This is a genomic window from Paenibacillus pasadenensis DSM 19293 (assembly GCF_000422485.1).
Lineage (GTDB): Bacteria > Bacillota > Bacilli > Paenibacillales > Paenibacillaceae > Paenibacillus_O > Paenibacillus_O pasadenensis.
This window is the reverse complement of record NZ_KE383852.1, coordinates 211747-233277: the sequence shown is the minus strand read 5'-3', so window position 1 is coordinate 233277 and position 21531 is coordinate 211747. Positions and strand designations below refer to the sequence as shown.

General features: G+C 62.7%; 23 protein-coding genes. 20 read left to right on the top strand and 3 right to left on the bottom strand.

The features are described from left to right. Positions 1–68 precede the first annotated feature (68 nt). The 14 genes from amaP (at position 69) to spo0A (ending at position 13002) form a co-directional block, all read left to right on the top strand. Entirely contained in the window at positions 69–629 is a 561-nt protein-coding gene (gene amaP / locus H582_RS0119285) for an alkaline shock response membrane anchor protein AmaP (protein ID WP_028599856.1), read from the top strand. Positions 630–642: 13 nt separating this feature from the next. After that, complete coding sequence (locus H582_RS0119280) at positions 643–873, top strand: DUF2273 domain-containing protein (protein WP_028599855.1); 231 nt, start codon at positions 643–645, stop codon at positions 871–873. A 115-nt stretch (positions 874–988) separates the two neighbouring features. Further along, complete coding sequence (gene nusB / locus H582_RS0119275; RefSeq protein ID WP_028599854.1) at positions 989–1435, top strand: transcription antitermination factor NusB; 447 nt, start codon at positions 989–991, stop codon at positions 1433–1435. Positions 1436–1467: 32 nt separating this feature from the next. After that, on the top strand, positions 1468–2322 hold the full coding sequence (gene folD, locus H582_RS0119270; protein ID WP_028599853.1) for a bifunctional methylenetetrahydrofolate dehydrogenase/methenyltetrahydrofolate cyclohydrolase FolD: 855 nt from the start codon (positions 1468–1470) through the stop codon (positions 2320–2322). Between the two features lie 3 nt (positions 2323–2325). Further along, complete coding sequence (gene xseA, locus H582_RS0119265) at positions 2326–3684, top strand: exodeoxyribonuclease VII large subunit (protein WP_028599852.1); 1359 nt, start codon at positions 2326–2328, stop codon at positions 3682–3684. Next, a complete protein-coding gene (gene xseB, locus H582_RS0119260; RefSeq protein WP_028599851.1) occupies positions 3681–3944 on the top strand; it encodes an exodeoxyribonuclease VII small subunit in 264 nt (87 codons plus the stop codon). The genes xseA and xseB overlap by 4 nt, the downstream gene beginning before the upstream one ends. Next, positions 3941–4852, top strand: a complete 912-nt coding sequence (locus H582_RS0119255) for a polyprenyl synthetase family protein (RefSeq protein ID WP_028599850.1) — start codon at positions 3941–3943, stop codon at positions 4850–4852. The genes xseB and H582_RS0119255 overlap by 4 nt, the downstream gene beginning before the upstream one ends. A gap of 47 nt (positions 4853–4899) precedes the next feature. Beyond that, complete coding sequence (dxs, locus tag H582_RS0119250) at positions 4900–6858, top strand: 1-deoxy-D-xylulose-5-phosphate synthase (protein ID WP_373864115.1); 1959 nt, start codon at positions 4900–4902, stop codon at positions 6856–6858. An 8-nt stretch (positions 6859–6866) separates the two neighbouring features. After that, entirely contained in the window at positions 6867–7742 is an 876-nt protein-coding gene (locus H582_RS0119245; protein ID WP_052333434.1) for a TlyA family RNA methyltransferase, read from the top strand. A gap of 145 nt (positions 7743–7887) precedes the next feature. Then, a complete protein-coding gene (locus H582_RS0119240; RefSeq protein ID WP_028599847.1) occupies positions 7888–8355 on the top strand; it encodes a hypothetical protein in 468 nt (155 codons plus the stop codon). Positions 8356–8358: 3 nt separating this feature from the next. Next, entirely contained in the window at positions 8359–8808 is a 450-nt protein-coding gene (gene ahrC / locus H582_RS0119235) for a transcriptional regulator AhrC/ArgR (RefSeq protein WP_028599846.1), read from the top strand. Between the two features lie 33 nt (positions 8809–8841). Continuing rightward, positions 8842–10542 carry a DNA repair protein RecN gene (recN, locus tag H582_RS0119230; protein WP_028599845.1) on the top strand — a complete coding sequence of 567 codons (1701 nt, stop codon included), beginning with the start codon at positions 8842–8844 and terminating at the stop codon, positions 10540–10542. 116 nt (positions 10543–10658) lie between these two features. Further along, positions 10659–11984, top strand: coding sequence for a SpoIVB peptidase (spoIVB, locus tag H582_RS0119225; RefSeq protein WP_028599844.1), 1326 nt, complete (start codon positions 10659–10661; stop codon positions 11982–11984). Positions 11985–12180: 196 nt separating this feature from the next. Beyond that, on the top strand, positions 12181–13002 hold the full coding sequence (gene spo0A / locus H582_RS0119220; RefSeq protein ID WP_028599843.1) for a sporulation transcription factor Spo0A: 822 nt from the start codon (positions 12181–12183) through the stop codon (positions 13000–13002). Positions 13003–13075: 73 nt separating this feature from the next. On the opposite strand, the gene H582_RS31190 is transcribed toward spo0A, so the two are convergent. Both H582_RS31190 and H582_RS0119215 read right to left on the bottom strand, forming a co-directional pair. Further along, complete coding sequence (locus tag H582_RS31190; RefSeq protein ID WP_084137433.1) at positions 13076–13378, bottom strand: hypothetical protein; 303 nt, start codon at positions 13376–13378, stop codon at positions 13076–13078. 81 nt (positions 13379–13459) lie between these two features. Next, positions 13460–13744 carry a DUF2627 domain-containing protein gene (locus tag H582_RS0119215; RefSeq protein ID WP_028599842.1) on the bottom strand — a complete coding sequence of 95 codons (285 nt, stop codon included), beginning with the start codon at positions 13742–13744 and terminating at the stop codon, positions 13460–13462. 219 nt (positions 13745–13963) lie between these two features. Here H582_RS0119215 and lpdA point away from each other — a divergent pair, with 219 nt between their 5' ends. The 6 genes from lpdA (at position 13964) to H582_RS0119175 (ending at position 21241) form a co-directional block, all read left to right on the top strand. Continuing rightward, positions 13964–15391 (top strand): dihydrolipoyl dehydrogenase, encoded by a 1428-nt coding sequence (gene lpdA, locus H582_RS0119205; RefSeq protein WP_028599841.1) that lies wholly within the window; start codon positions 13964–13966, stop codon positions 15389–15391. Between the two features lie 158 nt (positions 15392–15549). Then, positions 15550–16572: a thiamine pyrophosphate-dependent dehydrogenase E1 component subunit alpha gene (locus tag H582_RS0119200; RefSeq protein WP_028599840.1), complete on the top strand. Its 1023-nt coding sequence runs from the start codon at positions 15550–15552 to the stop codon at positions 16570–16572. A 1-nt stretch (position 16573) separates the two neighbouring features. Next, positions 16574–17557, top strand: a complete 984-nt coding sequence (locus H582_RS0119195) for an alpha-ketoacid dehydrogenase subunit beta (RefSeq protein WP_028599839.1) — start codon at positions 16574–16576, stop codon at positions 17555–17557. A gap of 73 nt (positions 17558–17630) precedes the next feature. Then, the gene (locus tag H582_RS0119190; protein WP_028599838.1) at positions 17631–19022 is read left to right on the top strand and encodes a dihydrolipoamide acetyltransferase family protein; all 1392 of its coding nucleotides are present in this window, start codon (positions 17631–17633) and stop codon (positions 19020–19022) included. A gap of 49 nt (positions 19023–19071) precedes the next feature. Then, on the top strand, positions 19072–19758 hold the full coding sequence (gene lipB / locus H582_RS0119185) for a lipoyl(octanoyl) transferase LipB (RefSeq protein ID WP_043111595.1): 687 nt from the start codon (positions 19072–19074) through the stop codon (positions 19756–19758). 355 nt (positions 19759–20113) lie between these two features. Beyond that, a complete protein-coding gene (locus H582_RS0119175) occupies positions 20114–21241 on the top strand; it encodes a M20/M25/M40 family metallo-hydrolase (RefSeq protein WP_028599836.1) in 1128 nt (375 codons plus the stop codon). Positions 21242–21374: 133 nt separating this feature from the next. Here H582_RS0119175 and mciZ read toward each other — a convergent pair whose 3' ends face one another. Further along, on the bottom strand, positions 21375–21527 hold the full coding sequence (gene mciZ / locus H582_RS31185; protein WP_084137432.1) for a Z-ring formation inhibitor MciZ: 153 nt from the start codon (positions 21525–21527) through the stop codon (positions 21375–21377). Positions 21528–21531 lie beyond the last annotated feature (4 nt).

Below are 21531 nucleotides of genomic sequence, written 5' to 3'. Positions count from 1 at the left end.
CCCCCTTGTGATTGGGCTGCCGCTCGGCGCAAGGGGGTTTATTCCGCTTTATGGGAGGTCAACTCGTCTTGAGCCGAATCGTGGACAGATTGCTCTTGTTTTTGTACAGCCTTGCGGCCGGCATCATCGCCATCATCGTCATCATCGCCAGCGCCGGCGGCATTCACCGGGAGGATGCAAGCGCGTTCTTAGCCGAATGGTACGACTCCGGCAGCGCGGTCCATCTGGCCATGCTGATCGGCGCCGTCCTGCTGCTGCTGCTCAGCCTGCGGATGTTCTACGTCGCCGTCCGGGTCAAGGGCGCCGCGTCGTCCTCGATCGACCAGCGCAACGATTTCGGCGATATCCGCATCTCGATGGATACGGTCGAGAGCCTCGTGCTGAAGGCGGCCGGCCGCCAGCGCGGCGTCAAGGATCTGAAGACCCGCATCACTACCGCCGAGGCGGGACTTGATATCGCCGTACGCGCGGTCGTGGACGGCGAGACGTCGATTCCCCAGCTGACGGAGGAGATCCAGCGGGCGGTCAAGGACCACGTGGAAGAGATTACGGGCATTCCCGTCGCGGCCGTGTCGGTGTTCGTCGCCAACGTCATTTCTTCCCCGTCCTTCAAGAGCCGCGTAGAATAGGAGGCCTGCAGCGATGTGGAGAGATTGGTGGGACGGATACGGCGGCAGGATCGTCGGCGTCGGCGCGGCGCTTTTTCTGGCGATCGTTTTCCTCGTATCCGGTTTTTGGGACATGCTCTTCGTCGGCCTGATCTTATGGGTCGGCTATGCGGCTGGCCAGCGCAAGGATACCGGCGGCGAGCCGCTCGTCCCGTGGCGGCGGATCGCCGCTTGGGTCGAGCAACGCTTCGGGCGGTATCGCTGATTCTGTGGTCTCCTCCGTACTTCGGACCTGCCGCGCGACTCGCGCGGCTGTTCGGAGCAGGGAGGAGATCATAGGTTTTTTTTACGACTAAATCAAGCTAAGCTCAGGAGGCATTATGAAACGAAGGTTGGCGCGTGAGATAGCGGTACAGAGCCTGTACCAAATGGAAATGAACGAGGTGTCGGCGGAAGAGGCGGTAGCGATGCTGCTCGCCGAGGCGCGGGAGGAGAACGAGGCCGGAGCCGGGAAGCTGGATGCCGGCGAGACGGGAGAGTTCGCCAAGGAGCTCGTGCACGGCGTGCTGGAGCGCAAATCGGCCATCGACGAGATGCTGCAGCAGTATTTGACCGGCTGGCAGGTGGACCGCCTGTCCAAGGTGGACCATCAGGTGCTGCGTCTGGCATGCTACGAGCTCGTGTTCCGCACCGACGTTCCGCCCAAGGCGGTCGTGAACGAGGCGATCGAGCTGTCCAAGCGCTTCGGCACGGACGAGTCGGGCAAGTTCGTCAACGGCGTGCTCGGCCGCCTCATCGCCGAGCTGGACAAGCTCAAGGCCAACTGACGCAAGCTCTAGATTCGAGGGGAGAGATCGGGATGAGCGCAAAGGTGATCGACGGCAAGCGCATCGCGCAGGAAATTCGGGAGGAGATCCGTCTGGAGACGGCGCGGCTGAAGGAGCGGGGCATCGTGCCCGGCCTGGCGGTCGTGCTCGTCGGCGGAGACCCGGCATCGGCTGTCTACGTCGGCAGCAAGGAGAAGACATGCAAGGAGATGGGCTTCCACTCCGAAGTCCACCGCCTGCCGGAGGAGACGACGGAGGAGCAGCTGCTGGCGCTCGTCTCCGATCTGAACCGGAACGAAGCGGTGCACGGCATCCTCGTGCAGCTGCCGCTGCCGAAGCATATCCATGAAAAGGCGGTCATCGACGCGATCGCCGTCGAGAAGGACGTCGACGGCTTCAGCCCGCAAAGCACCGGCAACCTCGTCATCGGCGACGAAAGCCTGCTGCCCTGCACGCCTGCCGGCATCATCGAGCTGATCCGGCGCGCGGGCGTCGATCCCGCCGGCAAGCATGCCGTCGTCATCGGCCGCAGCAACATCGTCGGCAAGCCGGTCGCGATGCTGCTGCTGCGCGAGAACGCGACGGTCACCATCTGCCATTCCCGCACCGACAATATGGAGGCGATCGCTTCCCAGGCCGACATCCTCGTCGTCGCCATCGGCAAGCCCAAAGCGATCGGCCGCCGCTATGTCAAGCCGGGAGCGGTCGTCATCGACGTCGGCGTCAACCGGCTGGAGACCGGCAAGCTCGCCGGCGACGTCGATTACGACGATTGCCTGGACGTCGCCGGCGCGATCACGCCGGTGCCGGGCGGCGTCGGCCCGATGACGATCGCGATGCTGATGCAGAACACGCTCAAGGCGGCGAAGCGGAAAGCGGGCGTGTAGCCCGTGACGGATACGCCGAGGATCTATTCGGTCAAGGAGCTGACCCGATACATCAAGATGAAGCTGGAGGGAGACCGCCTGCTCGGGGACGTCTGGATCCGGGGCGAGATCTCGAACTTCACGCATCATTCCAGCGGCCATATGTACTTCACGATCAAGGACAAGGACAGCCGCCTCAAATGCATCATGTTCGCCAGCCACAACCAGCGGCTGCCGTTCCGTCCGCGCGAAGGCGCGAAGGTCATCGCGCGCGGCAACATCTCCGTCTACGAACGGGACGGAAACTATCAGTTCTACTGCATCTCCATGCAGCCGGATGGACTCGGCAGCCTGTATCTCGCCTACGAGCAGCTCAAGGCCAAGCTCGAGGAGGAAGGGCTGTTCGCGGAGTCGCGCAAGCGGGAGCTGCCCCGTCATCCGTCGGTCGTCGGCGTCGTCACGTCGCCGACCGGAGCGGCGGTGCGCGACATCATCACGACGCTGCAGAGACGCTATCCGGCCGCGGCGATCCTCGTCTATCCCGCCGTCGTGCAAGGCGCCGGAGCCGCGCCGTCGATCGTCAAGGGCATCGAGGCGATGAACCGGCACGGCCGCGCGGACGTGCTCATCGTCGGCCGCGGCGGCGGCTCGCTGGAGGAGCTGTGGGCGTTCAACGAGGAGACGGTGGCGCGCGCGATCGCCGCTTCGGCGATTCCGGTCATATCGGCTGTCGGCCACGAGACCGATTTTACGATCGCTGACTTCGCGGCTGACCGGAGGGCGGCGACGCCGACGGCCGCCGCCGAGCTCGCGGCTCCCCATATCGGGGAGATCGGCGAATCGCTCCGGCGGCTGGAGCAGCGTCTGCATGCCGCGATGGAGCGGACGCTGGACAGCCGCAGGCAGCGGCTGCAGAGGGCGCGCCGCTCTCCTTATTTTGTCCATCCGAGGCGTTATCTGCTGGATCAGGCGCAGCGGCTGGACCGGCTGACGCAGCGGCTCGAGGAGCTGGCTCGGCGACTGCCGGAGCGCTCGGGCCAGCGGCTGGAGCGGCTGGAGCGGAGGTTGCAGAGCCAGTCGCCTTCCAGCCGCGCCGCTTTTGCCGGGCGGGACCTGAGGCAGCTGGACGAGCGGCTCGCCAAAGCGGCGCGAGGCGCCGTCAAGGACGCTCGCCAGCGGATCCTCTCCTCGGTGCGGCAGCTCGACGCGCTCAGTCCGCTCAAGGTCATGGCGCGCGGCTACAGTCTCGTATATGAAGATAGCAACGATAAGCTGGTCCGCTCCGTAAAGGATCTGGAGCCAGGCGATCTGATCCAGGTGCGGCTGCCGGACGGACGTGCCGAATGCCATGTGTGGGCGATCAAGGAGGATGAGCAGGAATGAGCGATAGCAAGCAGGATCAGGCGCTGAGCTTCGAGCAGGCGATGGAAAAGCTGGAAGGCATCGTCGGTCGTCTAGAGAGCGGGGACGTCCCGCTGGAGACGGCGATCGAGCTGTTCCAGGAGGGCATGGAGCTTTCCCGCCTGTGCGGCGGCAAGCTGGAGCAGGTCGAGCGCCGCATCGAGACGCTGCTGGAACGAGGCGCGGGCCTTGCGACCGAGCCTTTCGACGCGCTGCCGGACGATCGGGGAGAAGCCCGATGAGCGCGCAGCCGATGCTGGCAGATTATTTGGCGACGAATGCGGCCCTCATCGAGGCGGAGCTGAAGCGGTCGCTGCCCGAAGCATGGGCCGTGCCGCCGCGCCTGCGGGAGTCGATGGACTACTCCTTGTCGGCGGGAGGCAAGCGGCTCCGTCCGGTGCTCGTGCTGGCCGCCGCCGAGGCGGCCCGAGGCGGGGAGGCGGATCGCGAGGCGGCGCTGCGCGTCGCTTGCGCGGTGGAGATGATCCACACGTACTCGCTCATCCACGACGACCTGCCCGCGATGGACAATGACGATTACCGCCGCGGCAAGCCGACAAACCATAAGGTGTTCGGTGAAGCGATGGCGATCCTTGCCGGCGACGGGCTGCTGACGCATGCGTTCCACATGGCGTCCTCGGCGCGCCGCTTCGGCGCGGACACGGCCGTCGTGCTCGACATCGTCGAGGACCTGTCGCGGCTGTCCGGCCCGGCCGGCATGGTCGGCGGCCAGGCGGCCGACATGCAGGGCGAGCAAGGCGCGACGACGCTGCCCGAGCTCCAATATATCCATGAGCACAAGACGAGCGATCTGGTCATCTTCTCCGTCACCGCCGGCGCTCGGCTCGGAGGAGCCAGCTCGGAGCAGCTGGCCCGGCTGGAGCAGTTCGGCCGCAAGCTCGGCCTCGCGTTCCAGATCCAGGACGACATCCTCGACCTGATCGGCGACGAGAGCAAGCTCGGCAAAAAGACGAACAGCGACACCGCCGCAGGGAAAGTGACGTATCCTTACCTCGTCGGAATGGACGAGAGCCGCAGGCTGCTCGGACAGTTCACCGCCGAAGCGAAGCAGGCTCTGCTCGAGGCGAGGCTTCCCAAGCCGGAGCGCCTCGCGGAGCTGGCCGACTACCTGATGAATCGCGACCGCTGAGGCGGGCATGAGGTTTCATGTCGCTTCGTATGGTATAATGGTGAATAATGTGTATTGACGGGACGGCGGGCGATCCGCCCGCCGCTCACGAAAGCGAGGAACCTATCGTGCTGCTCGACAAACTAAACGGACCCGAAGATCTGAAAGGCCTGTCCGTGCCGGAGCTGGAACAGCTCGCAAGCGAGATCCGGGAGTTCCTGGTCCAAAAGCTCTCCGTGACGGGCGGACATCTGGCGCCGAATCTCGGCGTCGTGGAGCTGACGCTGGCGCTGCACTTCCTGTTCGACAGCCCGACGGACAAATTCATCTTTGACGTCGGCCACCAGTCCTACGTGCACAAGATCCTTACCGGCCGCAAGGACCGCTTCGATACGCTGCGCCAGCAAGGCGGCCTATGCGGCTTCATCAAGCGGAGCGAAAGCGATCATGACGTCTGGGAGGCTGGCCACAGCAGCACGTCGCTGTCGGCCGCCATGGGCATGGCGATGGCGCGCGACTTCAGAGGCGGGACCAACAAGGTCGTCGCGGTCATCGGCGACGGCGCCCTGACCGGAGGCATGGCGCTGGAGGCGCTCAACCATATCGGCCACGAGAAGCGCGACATGATCGTCGTCCTGAACGACAACGAGATGTCGATCGCGCCGAACGTCGGCGCGATGCATCAGTATCTCGGCCGCATCCGCACCGACCGCCATTACCAAAAGGCCAAGGAGGATCTTCAGTCGCTGCTGCAGAAGGTGCCGGCGATCGGGGGCAAGCTGGCCAAGACGGCGGAGCGGTTCAAGGACAGCCTCAAGTATCTGCTCGTCAGCGGCATCCTTTTCGAGCAGTTCGGCCTGCATTACATCGGACCGGTCGACGGACACGACCTCGAAGGGCTGCTCGAGACGCTGCAGCAGGCGTCGAACGTGCAAGGGCCGGTGCTCGTGCATGTCGTCACGGTCAAGGGGAAAGGCTACAAGCCGGCGGAGGCCGATTCGTTCAAATGGCATGGTGCCTCGCCATACAAGATCGAATCGGGCCAGATGCTGAAGGCGGTCGGTCCGCCGATGTACACGGACGTCTTCGGCGACGCGCTGATCGAGCTGGCCGAGCGCGACGAGCGCATCGTCGCCGTCACGCCGGCGATGCCCGCCGGCTCCGGCCTGATGAAGTTCGCCGCGCGCTTCCCCGGCCGCATGATCGACGTCGGCATCGCGGAGCAGCATGCCGCCACGATGTCCGCCGCGCTCGCGATGGACGGCATGAAGCCGGTCTACGCCGTCTACTCGACGTTCCTGCAGCGGGCGTACGACCAAGTCGTCCACGACATCTGCCGGCATAACGCCAACGTCATCTTCGCCATCGACCGGGCCGGCTTCGTCGGACCGGACGGAGAGACGCATCACGGGGTGTTCGACATTCCGTACCTGCGCCATATTCCGAACATCGTCCTGATGATGCCGAAGGACGAGAACGAGCTGCGCAACATGATGCAGACGGCCGTCGACTACAACGACGGACCGATCGCTGTGCGCTATCCCCGCATCAGCGGCAGGGGCGTCGAGCTCGATCCGGCGATGACGCCGATCCCGATCGGGACATGGGAAATCGTCCGGCCGGGAGACGCGGCGGCCGTCCTGGCGGTCGGCCCGATGGTCGAGGTCGCCGAGCAGGCGGCGGAGCTGCTTCGCCGCGACGGACTGTCGCTGCGTGTCGTCAACGCCCGCTTCATCAAGCCGCTCGACGGAGCGATGCTGGATGAGCTGGCCGACGAAGGCTTGCCGCTCATCGTCATGGAGGAAGGAGCGGTCATGGGCGGGCTCGGAAGCGCCGTCCAGGAGCATTTCGCCTTGACGGGCCGCTCGGGGGTCCGCGTCAGCCTGATCGGCATTCCCGACGAGTTCGTCGAGCATGCCTCCATCCAGGAGCAGCGCGAAGCCTGCGGCTTGACCGCGCAGCGGCTGGCGGCCGAGGTGCTGGCCGTGCAGCCGAGGCGCAAGCGCGCCACCAACCAGCATTCATGAACCCTTGTATGGCCTGCGGCGATCCGGCTGCAGGCCATTCTACGGTTATAAGGAGCGAACCGGAAGTGACGACCAAAGAACGAATCGACCTATTGCTCGTGGAGCTCGGCTATTACCCCAGCCGCGAGAAGGCGAAGGCCGCGCTCATGGCCGGCCTCGTGCTCGTGGACAACGAGCCGGTAGACAAAAGCGGAACGAAGGTGAGGCGCGACTCCGAGATCAAGGTCAAGGGAAGCCTCCATCCGTACGTCAGCCGGGGCGGGCTGAAGCTGGAGAAGGCGATCCGCGAGTTCGGCATCGCGATGGACGGACGGGTCATGCTCGACATCGGGGCTTCGACGGGAGGCTTCACCGACTGCGCCCTCCAGCACGGAGCCGCTTATGTGTACGCCATCGACGTCGGCTACAACCAGCTCGACTGGTCGCTGCGCCAGCATCCGCATGTGAAGGTGATGGAGCGGGTGAATTTCCGGTACATCCGTCCGGAGGATCTGTCCGGCCCGGCGCCGGACTGCGCCTCGATCGACGTCAGCTTCATCTCGCTCAAGCTGATCCTGCCGGCGCTCGCTCCGCTGCTGCCCCAAGGCGGCGAAGTCGCCGGCCTCATCAAGCCGCAGTTCGAGGCGGGGCGCGAAAAGGTCGGAAAAGCCGGCATCGTGCGCGATCCGGCCGTCCATCTGGAGGTGCTGCAGGCCGTATGCGGCGAGGCCGCAGCGGCCGGATTCAAGCTTGATGGCCTCACGTTCTCGCCGATCACCGGGGGCGAGGGCAACATCGAGTTCCTCGCGCATTGGGTGCGCGAGGACGGCGCGGCAGTTCCGGACGGAGAGCTGCTGGAGAGAATCGTGACCGAGGCTTCGGCTCATTTCCATTCCGGCAAATAATTCCGTCCCCCTCTTTACAAGCAAACGCATGTTCTGCTATTCTGAATTCAGCAAACAAATGTTCGGACTTCTCTCCAGCTCCGCCGGAAGGAAATCCGCCGTCGAAAAGCGAATGTTACCCTCACCATGAAGCGGGAGGGATCGCTTGGACCGGCTGGTGATGGTAATCTCGGCGCTGTTGATCGTGTATTGGGCCTACCGGGCCTTCTACAACTGGCTTCATGAGCCCAAGGGACTGAAGCGGCTCGTGCTCGGCCGCGGAGAGATATTGGCCCCGGACGACCCGCATGTGCTTTTTCTCGAATCGCACGGATACGAGGTCGTCTCGGGCAAGCATCGCGTTCCGCTCGTCGTCGACCTGGACGGGCAGGAGCTGGCGAGCCGCCTGTATGTGGATTACGTGGCGATCCGCGACGGCGACATGTATGCCGTCAAGCTCATGCGCGAGCGTCAGCCGCTGGACTGGACAGGCAGCGGCTTGCGGGACCGGCTCCTCGTCTTCCACCTCCTGCTTCCGGAGCTGGAGGGCATACTGGTGATCGACACCGAGGAGAATAGGATCAGGACGGTTAAATTCGAGGTAAACGAAGTACCGAAAAAGAAGGAGGCCTGAAGCATGAAAGGACTACGCCATGTCAAGATCCGCGAGATCATCGGACGGCATGTCATCGAGACGCAGGACGAGCTTGTGGAAGCTCTGCGCACCGCCGGGCTGCAGGTGACCCAGGCGACCGTGTCGCGCGACATCAAGGAGCTGCAGCTGATCAAGATTCCGTCCGAGGATGGCCGCTACAAATATTCCTTGCCGCAGGAGCAGCGCTTCATCCCGGTGAACAAGCTCAAGCGCGCGATGCTCGACAACTTCCTGCATGTCGACCAGGCGGAAAACCTCGTCGTCATGAAGTGCCTGCCGGGCACGGCCAACGCGATCGCCTCGCTCGTCGACGGCATGGAATGGCCGGAGATCATGGGCACGATCAGCGGGGACGACACCTTGCTGCTGATTTGCCGCAAGAAGGAGCACGGCAGCAAGATCGTCGAGCAGCTGCTCGCCATGATGAACTGATTTCATATCCATTCGGATCAAAGGAGTGTTTTTATGCTTCGCGAACTGTCCATTCGAAATCTTGCCGTCATCGAAGAAGTGACCGTCGGCTTCCACGACGGCTTCCATGTGCTGACTGGGGAGACCGGCGCCGGAAAATCCATTCTGATCGATGCGCTCATCCTGCTCATCGGCGGGAGGGGATCGTCCGACATGGTCCGTTACGGATGCGACAAAGCGGAGATGGAGGCCTCCTTTGAGCTGGGATCCGCCCATCCGGTCTGGCATGTGCTGCAGCGGCTCGGGCTTAAAGGCAGCTCCGAGGATCTGCTGACGGTCCGGAGGGAGCTGTCCGCTCAGGGCAAGAGCTCATGCCGGATCAACGGCTCCATCGCCAACCTGACGATGCTGCGCGAAATCGGCGAATGCCTCGTGAACGTCCATGGACAGCACGAGCATCAGTCGCTACTGCGGACCGAGCAGCATCTGGAATGGCTGGACCTGTTCGCCGGGGAGCAGGTGGCGGAGCTGAAGCGGGCTTACCAAGCGGCGTTCTTCCGGTACGGGGAGCTTCGCTCCTCGTTGAAGAGCTTGATGGAGGGCAGCCGCCAAAATATGCAGATGCTCGACCTGTACAAGTTCCAGCTGGAGGAGATCCGTTCGGCCGCGCTCCGCAAGGACGAATGGGAGCAGCTCCAGCAAGAGAAGGAGACGCTGGCGCATGCGGACAAGATCATGTCGCATGCGGCCGGCGCTTACGGACTGCTGCATGACAGCGGGGCGCTGGAGTCGATGGCTGCCGCCATCGCCAAGCTGGAGGAGATCGCCCCTTATCAGCCGACGCTGCTTGAGCCGCTCGTGGAGCAGATCAAGGGCGCGTATTTCCAAGCGGAGGATGCGGTCCATCAGCTCCGCGGCTATCAGGAAGGCATCCAATCCGATCCGGAGCGTCTGGCCAGCATCGAGGACCGGATCACGCTGCTGAAAGGGCTTCGCCGCAAATATGGGGACACCTTGCCGGATATTATGGCCTATTACAAAAAAATCAAGCATGAAGCGAGCCTGATCGAAAATCGCGACGATCATATTCGCGAGCTCAAAGCCGCGCTGAAGGAAGCGTATGCGGAAGCGGCAGAGCTGGCCGAGCGGCTGTCGGCAAGACGAAAGCAAGCCGGAGAGCTGCTGTCCGTCTCCGTCGAGTCCCAGCTCAAGGATCTCGGCATGGGACGTACGCAGTTCAGAGCCCATGTGGACGCCCAGCCTGCGGAGGAATCCTACAAGCTGACGCTGCATGGCATCGACGAAGCCGGATTCCTGCTCGCTCCGAACCCGGGCGAGCCGCTCAAGCCGCTCAGCAAGATCGCCTCCGGCGGCGAGATGTCGCGCATCATGCTTGCGCTCAAGAGCATCTTCGCCGAGATCGATCAGGTGCCCGTGCTTATCTTCGACGAGGTCGATACCGGCGTCAGCGGACGCGCCGCTCAAGCGATAGCGGAAAAGTTGTCGCAATTATCCGGCAAATGCCAGGTATTCTCCATTACGCATCTGCCGCAGGTGGCCTGCATGGCCGATTACCATTATGAGATCAGCAAGCATGTCGTCCACGACCGGACCTCCACCTCGGTCAAGGAGCTCACCGACCGGGAGCGGATCGAGGAGCTGGCGCGGATGCTCGGCGGCGTCGAAGTGACGGACAAGACGAGGCATCATGCACAGGAAATGCTTGTGCTGGCAGATCGCCAAAAAGGAGCCTGAGTCAGGCTTTCAGGGAAGGTTTTGATGGACATAAATCGGGGGGGCGGGGGTACCTTATAGGTACGCAAATGGCGAGACCAATCGTCAAGCGATGGAACTACAGGGAGCGTGAGATCATGAACGCCAACCAGCGCAAGCGGTGGTTCGGATTAGTTCTCGTATTCTTCGTTTGCATGATCGGCATCTCCAGTCCGTTCCAAAATTATGCCTCCTTCCCGAATGAACTGCGTTTATTCTCCGGGCAAATGAAACGGCTGGACTATCATATGCCTGTCCATGCGGACATGACGGTGGATTCCTCCATCCTTCATGTCAACGGCAAAGCGGAGCATCGCCAGTTGCTGGATCTAAAAAAGCCGATATCCCTTGAACCGCGACAAACCGGGCAAGCCGTCCTGTCTTTGAAGCTGTTCGGCAAGATTCCATTCAAGACCGTTCATGTCGATGTCGTCCCTGATCTCAAAGTCATCCCCGGCGGACAAACGATCGGAGTCAAGGTCAAGTCTGCAGGCGTTCTTGTCGTCGGCCATCATCTTGTAGGAGAAAAAGGCGATGCCAAAGTCTCGCCCGGCGAGCAAGCCGGCCTCCGTCTCGGCGATCTGATCGTCGAAATCGACGGCCGCAAGGTGCGGGAAGTCAAGGAAATCGCTCGCTACACCGAGATTGCAGGCTCCCGCGACCGTCCCCTGAAGCTGACGGTAAAGCGTTCCGGGAAGCTTTTGAACGTCAAGCTCAAGCCTTCCTATGACAAGGAAGACAGCGCGTGGAGGATCGGATTGTATATCCGCGATTCCGCCGCAGGCGTAGGGACACTGACGTTCTACGCGCCGGATCAAGGCGTATACGGAGCTCTCGGGCATGTCATCACCGACCTGGATACGGGCACGGCGATCGAAGTCGGCGACGGGCAAATCCTGGAGTCGAATGTAACGTCGATCAACAAAAGCCAAAACGGCGAGCCTGGCGAAAAGCGAGCCACCTTCGTCAACGAAAGCCATGTGCTCGGCAATATCGAACGGAATACTCCGTTCGGCATCTTTGGAAAAATGGAGCAGAAGCCCGGTCACGGCTATCAGGCCGAGGCGGTGCCGGTCGCTTTTTCGGAGGAAGTCCATGAAGGGCCGGCCGAGATCCTCACGGTGCTGAACGGTCAAAAGGTCGAACGGTTCAACGTCGAAATCAGCCACGTCAGCAAGCAGAAGCAGCCCGCGACAAAAGGCATGGTCATCAAAGTGACCGATCCGAAGCTTCTGGAGAAAACCGGAGGCATCGTGCAAGGCATGTCGGGCAGTCCGATTTTGCAGGATGGCAAGCTGATCGGAGCTGTGACGCATGTTTTCGTCAACGATCCTTCATCCGGTTATGGCTGTTTCATCGAGTGGATGCTGCATGATGCCGGCATTATTCTTCGTACGGCGAACAAAGATCTCAAGGCTGCTTAAAGCCTTGAGATCTTTGTTGGTTTTTATCGAATTTTATCGGATAAGATCGGGAAATGGAGTAAAATAATTATTATACCGAATTGAGAATCAAAAAGAAAGAAAAATAATATTCGACAGAAGGAAATCCCTTGGGGGTGTCGAAACGATAGTACAAGCAAAAAACAGACCATCCCAACGTGATGAAGGAGGACCAACCTTGCCAAAGATTGAGGTACTGCTGGCCGATGATAACCGTGAATTTACGAACCTGCTGTCCGAATACATAACGGAGCAGGAGGATATGGAAGTAACGGGCATCGCTTATAACGGCGAAGAAGTGCTGCGTCTGCTGAAGGAAACGGACCGCATCCCCGACGTGCTTATACTGGACATCATCATGCCTCATCTCGATGGGCTGGGCGTGCTGGAGAAGCTGCGTGAAAGCGGGCTCAATCCGATGCCGAAAATCATCATGCTGACCGCTTTCGGTCAAGAGAACATCACGCAAAAAGCCGTTCAGCTCGGCGCTTCGTACTATATCCTGAAGCCGTTCGACATGGAGATGCTGGCCAATCGCGTCCGCCAGCTCGTCGGCAACCAGGCGGTTGTGGCGACATCGAGCTCCGGCGCCTTCTCCTCCGCTTCGTCGATGATCAAGTCGAATGTCGTTCCGATCGCCAAAGGCAAAAACCTTGACGCGAACATTACGAGCATCATTCATGAAATCGGCGTTCCCGCCCATATCAAAGGCTACCAGTATTTGCGCGAAGCAATTACGATGGTGTACAACAACATCGAAATTCTTGGCGCCATCACCAAAACGCTTTATCCGGCAATCGCCGAAAAGTTCAAAACGACGCCATCGCGCGTCGAACGCGCGATCCGCCACGCGATCGAGGTCGCCTGGACGCGCGGCAACATCGACTCGATCAGCCATCTGTTCGGCTATACGATCAACATCAGCAAATCCAAGTCGACCAACTCGGAATTCATCGCGATGGTCGCCGACAAGCTGCGCATCGAGCATAAGGTGAGCTGAGCGGGGATGCCGCGGCGAGGGGAATAAAAAAAAGACCGTTGGGCCGATGGCCGCAACGGTCTTCTTTATCAGGCTACTTGCGGGAGCGGGCGCGGGATTTGACGGATTTCTTGGCCGATTTCTTGCGGGAAATCGTAGAACGGTCATAACCTTCGTGATTATGCCCTTCTTCAGATACCGACTCGACTCCGCCTACGTTTTCGTCGCGACAAATATATTTGTACACGTCGCAGCGGACCGGAACGCAGTGATGCCGCGTGACGATCTCGATCGGGTGGACCACCGTGACTTGTTGAGGATGATACACATCGCGGTATACGGTTTGAACGGGATCGACGACCGTTTCGGGAGAGCAATGAGAATGACGGCAGGACATTGGGAAAAGCTCCTTTCCTTCGTGAGATGCTACATTGTACGAGTCCGAAGGAAAGATTGCTTGTGCCAATGCCATGGCGGGCTAAACGTTGGGTCTCGGGCGCTTCTTCTTGAAGCGGGGAGCGACGTAATTGTGCTTGCGGTCGCGGAAGAAAATCCAGCCGCCGATGAAGCCGATGCCGACCGCGAACAGAATGAAGCCGACAATGAACGTCAGCCAGCTGAATTTCGGTATGACGGCGTCGTTGCCGAACGCGGCAAAATAGTCGAACGTAGCCGTTTTCATCTGGAGAAAGCCAAAACAGGCGACGATGCCGGGAATGACCAGAATGAGAATGGCGACAAACCTGGAAATGACTGCTTTCATGTCGTTCTCTCCTTCAACCGACCTGATTGCGGAAAAATGAGGCCAAGTGCAGGAACAGCCTTATTTCATCATACTTCAACAAATGCCGGCTTGTCCATGCGGTGTTCTTCTCCGGCGAAAAGGAGTAGAATAGGTTCTCGGAGGAGAAGGGCATGTCCCCCTTCACCTCGACATGACGAATGCGGAAGCGTTCCGCATGCAACGGAAGGGATCGATCGCATGCCAATTCAAGTGGACGTCGCCGTGCTCGGCGGCGGGCCCGGAGGCTATACAGCCGCTATCCGAGCCGCGCAAGAGGGAAAAAAAGTCGCGATTGTGGAGCAGGCCAAGCTGGGCGGCACTTGCCTGCATCAAGGATGCATACCGAGCAAGGCGCTGCTGCGCAGCGCGGAGGTCTATGCTACCTTGCTCCATGCGGATACATATGGAATCAAAGTGGACCGGGAAGCGGTGAAGCTCGACTTCGCCGGCGTGCAAGAGCGCAAGGAAAAAACGGTCGATCAGCTGCATCGCGGGCTGCAGCAGCTCATGAAAAAGCATGGGATTGAAATCATCCGAGGCCGGGGACGGATCATCGGACCGTCGATCTTCTCGCCGAAAAGCGGCTCGCTGGCCGTGGAGCTGGAGGACGGCGAGATGGAGTCTGTCGTCTCCCGCCATCTGATCGTCGCGACCGGCTCCCGGCCGCGGCTGCTGCCGGGATTGGAAGCGGATGGCGAGCAGGTGCTGACGAGCGATGACGCCTTGCGCATGGAGACGCTGCCTTCCTCGATGCTGATCGCCGGAGGCGGCGTCATCGGCATCGAATGGGCGTCGATGCTGAGCGACTTCGGCGTAAGCGTGACGCTCGTGGAAGCCGCATCGCGCGTGCTGCCGGGAGAGGATTCGGACGTATCCGCGGCCGTCTCCAAAGCGCTGGCGGCACGCGGCGTGCGTATTCTGACCGGCGCTGCGCTGCTGCCGGAATCGTTGCGCAAGGACAGCGACGGAGTGAGCGTGGCTGTCCGCAAGGGAGAGACGGAGGAGCGGCTGCAGGCGCAGAGGCTTCTCGTCTCGATCGGACGCCAGGCCAACGTCGAGGGCATCGGCCTGGAAAATACCGACATCGCCGTGCAGGACGGCTGGATCAAGGTGAAGCCGACGCTGCAGACCGCTGAGCCGCATATCTATGCGATCGGCGATGTCACCGGCGGGGTGCAGCTGGCTCATGCCGCCGCTCATGAAGGCATCGCCGCCGTCGAGCATCTGCTCGGACTCGCTCCGCATCCGGCGGCGCCGCATCGCATTCCGCGCTGCGTCTACAGCCGCCCGGAGACGGCCAGCGTCGGCTATACGGAGGAGCAGGCGCGCGCCGCGGGCCATAATCCGATCACGGCCAGGATTCCGTTCGCGGCGATCGCCAAGGCGATCGTGCAAGGCGATCCGGACGGCTTCGTCAAGGTGATCGCCGACCGCGGCACGCAGGATCTGCTCGGCGTGCATATGGTCGGCGCTCATGTGACGGAGCTGATCGCCGAGGCTTCGCTGGCGCAGTTCCTCGATGCGGCTCCATGGGAGGTCGGAGCGAGCTTCCATCCGCATCCAAGCTTGTCGGAGGGGCTCGGCGATGCGATGCTGGCGACGCTCGGCAAATCGCTGAGCTTCTAAGAAGGGACGACCGGCGAAGCGGCCGGTCATCCCGCTGCGAAGGCGAAGGGAATCGGCCGGAGGACGGCAAAGGTTCCCTTTTTCCTTCTTGAGCGTTATAATACTGCTATCAAGTATTAGTACCAGGTATCAAAACTGGAGATGAAGGAGGTTCCTCCATGAGCCGACAACAGGTGGATTCCCGCCATCGCGAGCTGGGCTTGTCCGACGAGGAAGCCGTCGGAATGTACAAGATGATGAGGAGCGCGAGGATGTTCGACGAGCGGGTGCTGCTGCTGCAGCGCGCCGGCAAGATCAACTTCCACGTCTCCGGCATCGGACAGGAGGCGGCTCAGGTCGCGGCCGCGTGGGCGCTCGATCGGGACGAGGACTATTTCCTCCCGTACTATCGCGACTACGGCTTCGTGCTGTCGGTGGGCATGACGCTGCGCGAGCTGATGCTCTCGGTGTTCGCCAAGGCGGAGGATCCGACGAGCGGCGGCCGGCAGATGCCGGGCCATTTCGGCCACAAGAAGCTGCGCATCGTTACGGGCTCGTCTCCCGTGACGACACAGGTGCCGCATGCGGTCGGCATCGCGCTCGCCGCCAAGATGAAGGGGCAGAAGCTGGTCAGCTTCGTGACGTTCGGCGAGGGCTCGAGCAATCAGGGCGATTTTCATGAAGGCTGCAACTTCGCGGGCGTCCACAAGCTGCCGGTCATCCTCATGTGCGAGAACAACCAGTATGCGATCTCCGTGCCGGTGCACAAGCAGCTCGGCGGCCGTGTCGCGGATCGCGCTCTGGGCTACGGCTTCGAGGGGCTGCGCGTAGACGGCAACGACGCGCTGGCCATATACGCCGCGGTCAAGGAAGCCCGCGAGCGGGCGCTTGCCGGCGGCGGACCGACGCTGATCGAAGCGATGATGTACCGGCTGTCGCCGCATTCCACCTCGGACAACGACCTGGCCTACCGGACCAAGGAAGAGGTCGAGGAAAATCGCGGCCGCGACGGCGTAGCGGCGTTCAGGCGCTACCTGGAGGAAGCCGGCATCTGGAGCGCGGAGCAGGAAGACGAGCTCGCCGCGGCGATCCGCAAGGAAATGGACGAGGCGACGCGCTACGCGGACGAGGCTCCGTTCCCGACGCCGGAGAGCACGCTCTGGCATGTGTATGAAGGCGATGCGCCGCAAGGAGGACGTTAACATGCCGGTCATGGATTATATCGAGGCGATCCGCCTCGCGATGAAGGAAGAGATGGAGCGCGATCCGGACGTATTCGTGCTGGGCGAGGATGTCGGCGTCAAGGGCGGCGTCTTCACGACGACCAAAGGACTGCAGGAGCAGTTCGGCGAGGCGCGGGTGATGGATACCCCGCTGTCCGAGTCGGCGATCGCCGGCGTGGCGATCGGGGCGGCGATGTACGGCATGAAGCCGATCGCCGAGATGCAGTATTCCGACTTCATGTTCCCCGCGACGAACCAGATCATCAGCGAGGCGGCCAAGATCCGCTACCGCTCCAACAACGACTGGAGCTGTCCGGTCGTCATCCGCGCGCCGATCGGCGGCGGCATCTTCGGCGGGCTGTACCACTCGCAGTGTCCGGAGTCGGTATTCTTCGGCACGCCGGGACTGAAGATCGTCGCGCCGTATTCGCCGGCCGACGCCAAGGGGCTGCTGACGGCGGCGATCCGCGATCCCGATCCGGTCCTGTTCTTCGAGAACAAGAAATGCTACCGCCTCGTCACCGGCCCGGTGCCGGAGGGCGAGCATGTCGTGGAGATCGGCAAGTCGAACGTGCTGCGCGAAGGCGACGACATTACGGTCATCAGCTACAGCCTGCCGCTGCACTTCGCGCTGCAGGCGGCGGAGGAGCTGCAGGAGGAGGGCATCAGCGCCCACATCCTCGATCTGCGCACGCTGCAGCCGCTCGACAAGGAGGGCATCCTGGCCGCCGCGCGCCGCACGGGCAAGGTGCTCATCATCCATGAGGACAACAAGACCGGCGGCATCGGAGCCGAAGTATCGGCGATCATCGCCGAGGAGATGCTCTACGAGCTCGACGCGCCGATCCGCCGGCTGTGCGGTCCGGACGTGCCGGCGATGCCGATCAACCCTCCGGGGGAGAAGTTCTTCATGCTGAACAAGGACAAGGTGCTGGCCGCGATGAGAGAGCTCGCGCTGTACTGATCGGCGGATCCCGTCCGCCAGCATACTGATCCGGGGGCCTGCGACCGGCCTTCCCGGCAAGGAGCGAATTCCGATGAAAGCAGCAACGATCCACGAAATCGTCATGCCCCAGCTGGCCGAGTCGGTCGTCAACGCGACGATCGAGCGCTGGCTGAAGCAGCCTGGCGACAAAGTAAGCATGTACGAGCCCTTATGCGAAATCATCACCGAAAAAGTCGGCGCCGAAATTCCGTCGACGATTGAAGGCACGCTGGTCAAGCTGCTCGTCGGCGCCGGCGAGACGGTCGAGGTCGGCACGCCGATCTGCCTGATCGAGTCGGAGGCGGCCGGCGAGCCGTCCGTGCCGGCTGCGCAGCCTCCGGCAGCGAGCGGAGAGCGCGCAGCAGCCGCGCCTGCCCTGGCAGGAACGCCTGCGGGCCGTCCCGCGGCCGCCGAGGGCATGCGCGGCCGCTATTCCCCGGCCGTGCTCCAGCTGTCCGCCGAGCATGGCATCGACCCGTCCGCCGTACCCGGCACGGGCGCGGGAGGCCGCGTGACGCGCAAGGACATCCTGGCCTATGCCGCAGCGGGCGGCCGTCCGGCCGCGTCTCAGACGCCGGCTCCGCAAGCGGCGCAGGCGGCATCCGCCGCTCCTGCCGCGGCGCCGCAGCCGGGCGCCGGCGACCGGATCGTCGAGGCGAGAGGTCCGGTGCGCTCCACCGGGCTGCATTTGACCGAGACGCCGCGCATCCCGTCCGTAGAGATCGAAGGCCAGGCGATTCCAGGGCGCGGGGAGACGTTCATCGACGTCACGCCGGTCCGCAACACGATCGCCTCGCGCATGCGCCAGAGCGTGACGGAAATTCCGCATGGCTGGATGATGATCGAGGTCGACGTAACCAACCTCGTCGTGCTCCGCGGCAAGCTCAAGGACGACTTCCGCAAGCGCGAGGGCACGAACCTGACGTACCTGGCCTTTTTCATCAAGGCGGTCGTCAATGCGATCAAGGACTTCCCGATCATCAACTCGGTCTGGGCGGTCGACAAGATCATCGTCAAGCGCGACATCAACATCTCGCTGTCGGTCGGCACGGAGGACTCGGTCGTCACCCCGGTCATCAAAAACGCCGACCAGAAAAACATCGCCGGCCTGGCGCATGAGATCGAGATGCTCGCCCGCAAGACGCGCGAGGGCAAGCTGAAGCTCGACGACGTGCAGGGCGGCACGTTCACCGTCAACAACACCGGCTCGTTCGGAGCGATCCTGACGCAGCCGATCATCAACTACCCGCAGGCGGCGATCATCACGTTCGAGTCGATCGTGAAGCGGCCGGTCGTCATCAACGACATGCTGGCCGTGCGCTCGATGGCCAACATCTGCCTGTCGCTCGACCACCGCATCCTCGACGGCGTCATTTGCGGGCGCTTCCTGCAGCGCGTCAAGGAGAATCTGGAGAGCTTCAATTCGGAAACGCATCTGTACTGAGCCTAAAAAGCACCTACGACAACGACAACAGGAGCAGGAGGAACCGCGGATGGACGCGAATCATGAAGCGCGGCCGCTGGCCGCGCGATACATCGACTTCATCGATTACGGAGAGGCCTGGGAGCTGCAAAAGGAATTCGTAGGGGAGATCGACCGGGAGGAGCGCGTGGAGACGCTGCTCCTTCTTCAGCATCCTCCGACCTACACGCTCGGCACGGACCGCCACCCGGAGCATCTGCTGCTCGACTCGGAGGAGCTGAGCGCGCGCGGCATCTCGGTCTACGAGATCGACCGCGGCGGCGACATCACCTATCACGGTCCGGGGCAGCTCGTCGGCTATCCGCTGATCCGGCTGGACGCCAAAGGGCTCGACCTGCACGGCTTCCTGCGCGAGCTCGAGCAGGTGCTGATCGACTGGCTGGCCGGCTACGGCATCGAGGGCGGGCGCAAGCCGGAATTCACCGGCGTCTGGGTCGGGGACCGGAAGATCGCCGCGATCGGCATCAAGTTCAACCGCTCGCGGACCCGCCGCGGCTTCGTGACGAGCCACGGCTTCGCGCTGAACCTCAAGGCGGGGATCGGCGAGGAAGGCTTCGCCGGCATCGTTCCATGCGGCATCCAGCAGTTCGGCGTCACCTCGTTCGAGGATCTGACCGGCCAGGCGATGGAGCCGGAGCGGGCGGCCCGGGAAATTCTGCCGCATTTCATGCGGCGCTTCGGCTTCCGTCCGGGCTGACCGTCCAGGGTTGGCCGTCCGGACTGGCCGCTGAAAAAAAAGACGGGACTCGCGGCGCGGCGCGCCGAAAGTCCCGTCCTTTCTTAAAACAGCAGACCGATGCTCGATACGACGGTCGTCACCAGCAAGGTGATCAGCACGACGTAGATGACGATCTTGATGGCTCGTCCTTGCGGATTCAATGAGATCTACTCCTTCCGAAGGTCGCCTGCGGCTGCGGCGAGGCGAGTCAGCTTCACCTCTCTATTGTACCGAAAACCTCCGCGAAAAGCCAAGCCTCCCCAGGCGGCTTCGGCAAGGCGGAAGACCAAGCAGCGGCAAGCCTGCGGGCGTAGCCGGAAAGGCGGAAAAAACGATGATCCAGCGCGAAAGGCTGATCGAGGAGTTCATGGAGCTGGTGCGCGTCGACAGCGAGACGGGCGACGAGGCGGCGATCAGCGAGGTGCTGAAAGCGAAGTTCGGAGCGTTCGGATTGACGATCGAGGAGGACGAGGCGGCGCAGGCGACCGGCCACGGCGCGAACAATCTGTTCGTCACGCTGCCGGCCTCGGAAGGCGTCTCGGGACCGACGATCTTTTTCACCTCGCATATGGATACGGTCCGTCCGGGGAAAGGCATCCAGCCTAGGCTCGACGGCGACGGCTACCTGCGCAGCGACGGCACGACGATTCTCGGCAGCGATGACAAAGCCGGGCTGGCCGCGATGCTGGAGGCGCTGCGCGTGCTGAAGGAGACGGGAGCGCGCCATGGCGAGGTGCAGTTCGTCATCACCGTCGGCGAAGAATCAGGCCTGGCGGGGGCGAGGGCGCTCGACCGCTCGAAGCTGCGCGCCGAGTTCGGCTACGCGCTCGATTCCAACGGGGAGATCGGCGGCATCGCGACGTCCGCACCTGGGCAGGCGAAGATCCGGATCGAGGTGACGGGCCGGAGCGCGCATGCCGGCGTCAATCCCGAGGACGGCATAAGCGCGATCCAGGTCGCATCCAAAGCGATCGCGCGCATGCCGCTCGGCCGCATCGACCACGAGACGACGGCCAACATCGGCCGCTTCGAGGGCGGCGGCGCGACGAACGTCGTCTGCGACTCGGCGCTGCTGCTGGCCGAGGCGCGCAGCGCCGACCGCGCCAAGCTGGAGCGGCAGATCGAGGCGATGCGCCAGGCGGCGGAGTCCGCGGCCGCGGAGTTCGGCGCCGCCGCGAAGCTGGAGGCGACGCATCTGTATCCGTCGTACAAGCACAGCGACGACTCGCCGGTCGTGCAGGCGGCCGCCGAGGCGATCCGCGCGATCGGCCTGCAGCCGCGCACATTCCCTTCCGGCGGCGGCAGCGACGCCAACATCTTCAACGGCTTCGGCGTGCCGACGGTCAATCTGGCGATCGGCTACGAGCATATCCATACGACCAAGGAGCAGCTCAAGGCGGACGATCTCGTCCGTACCGCCGAGCTGGTGAAAGCGATCATCGAGCGCGCGGCCAGCCGCTAGCGAGGGCCGGGTCCGTCCCGAAATGGCAGGCGGACCGAACGCTCTTGCCGCGAGCGACGGCACGGCAAGCGGCCCGCCTGCCGGCGGGCCAAGCAGGCCGCGCCTGCCTGCATGCGCGCCGAGCAGGCCGCGCCTAGCGCCGGGCGCCTTTTTTGCCCGCAGGGCCAGCTGCCTGCCGCAGAGGGGCGCCTGCTCCCGCCTCGCGCGCAAGCCTTCGCAGCGTATGGCGGATTTCCCATGCTTTTCCGACGAGCCTCAGCTCTTTTTCGCCGATATACATTTTCATGACG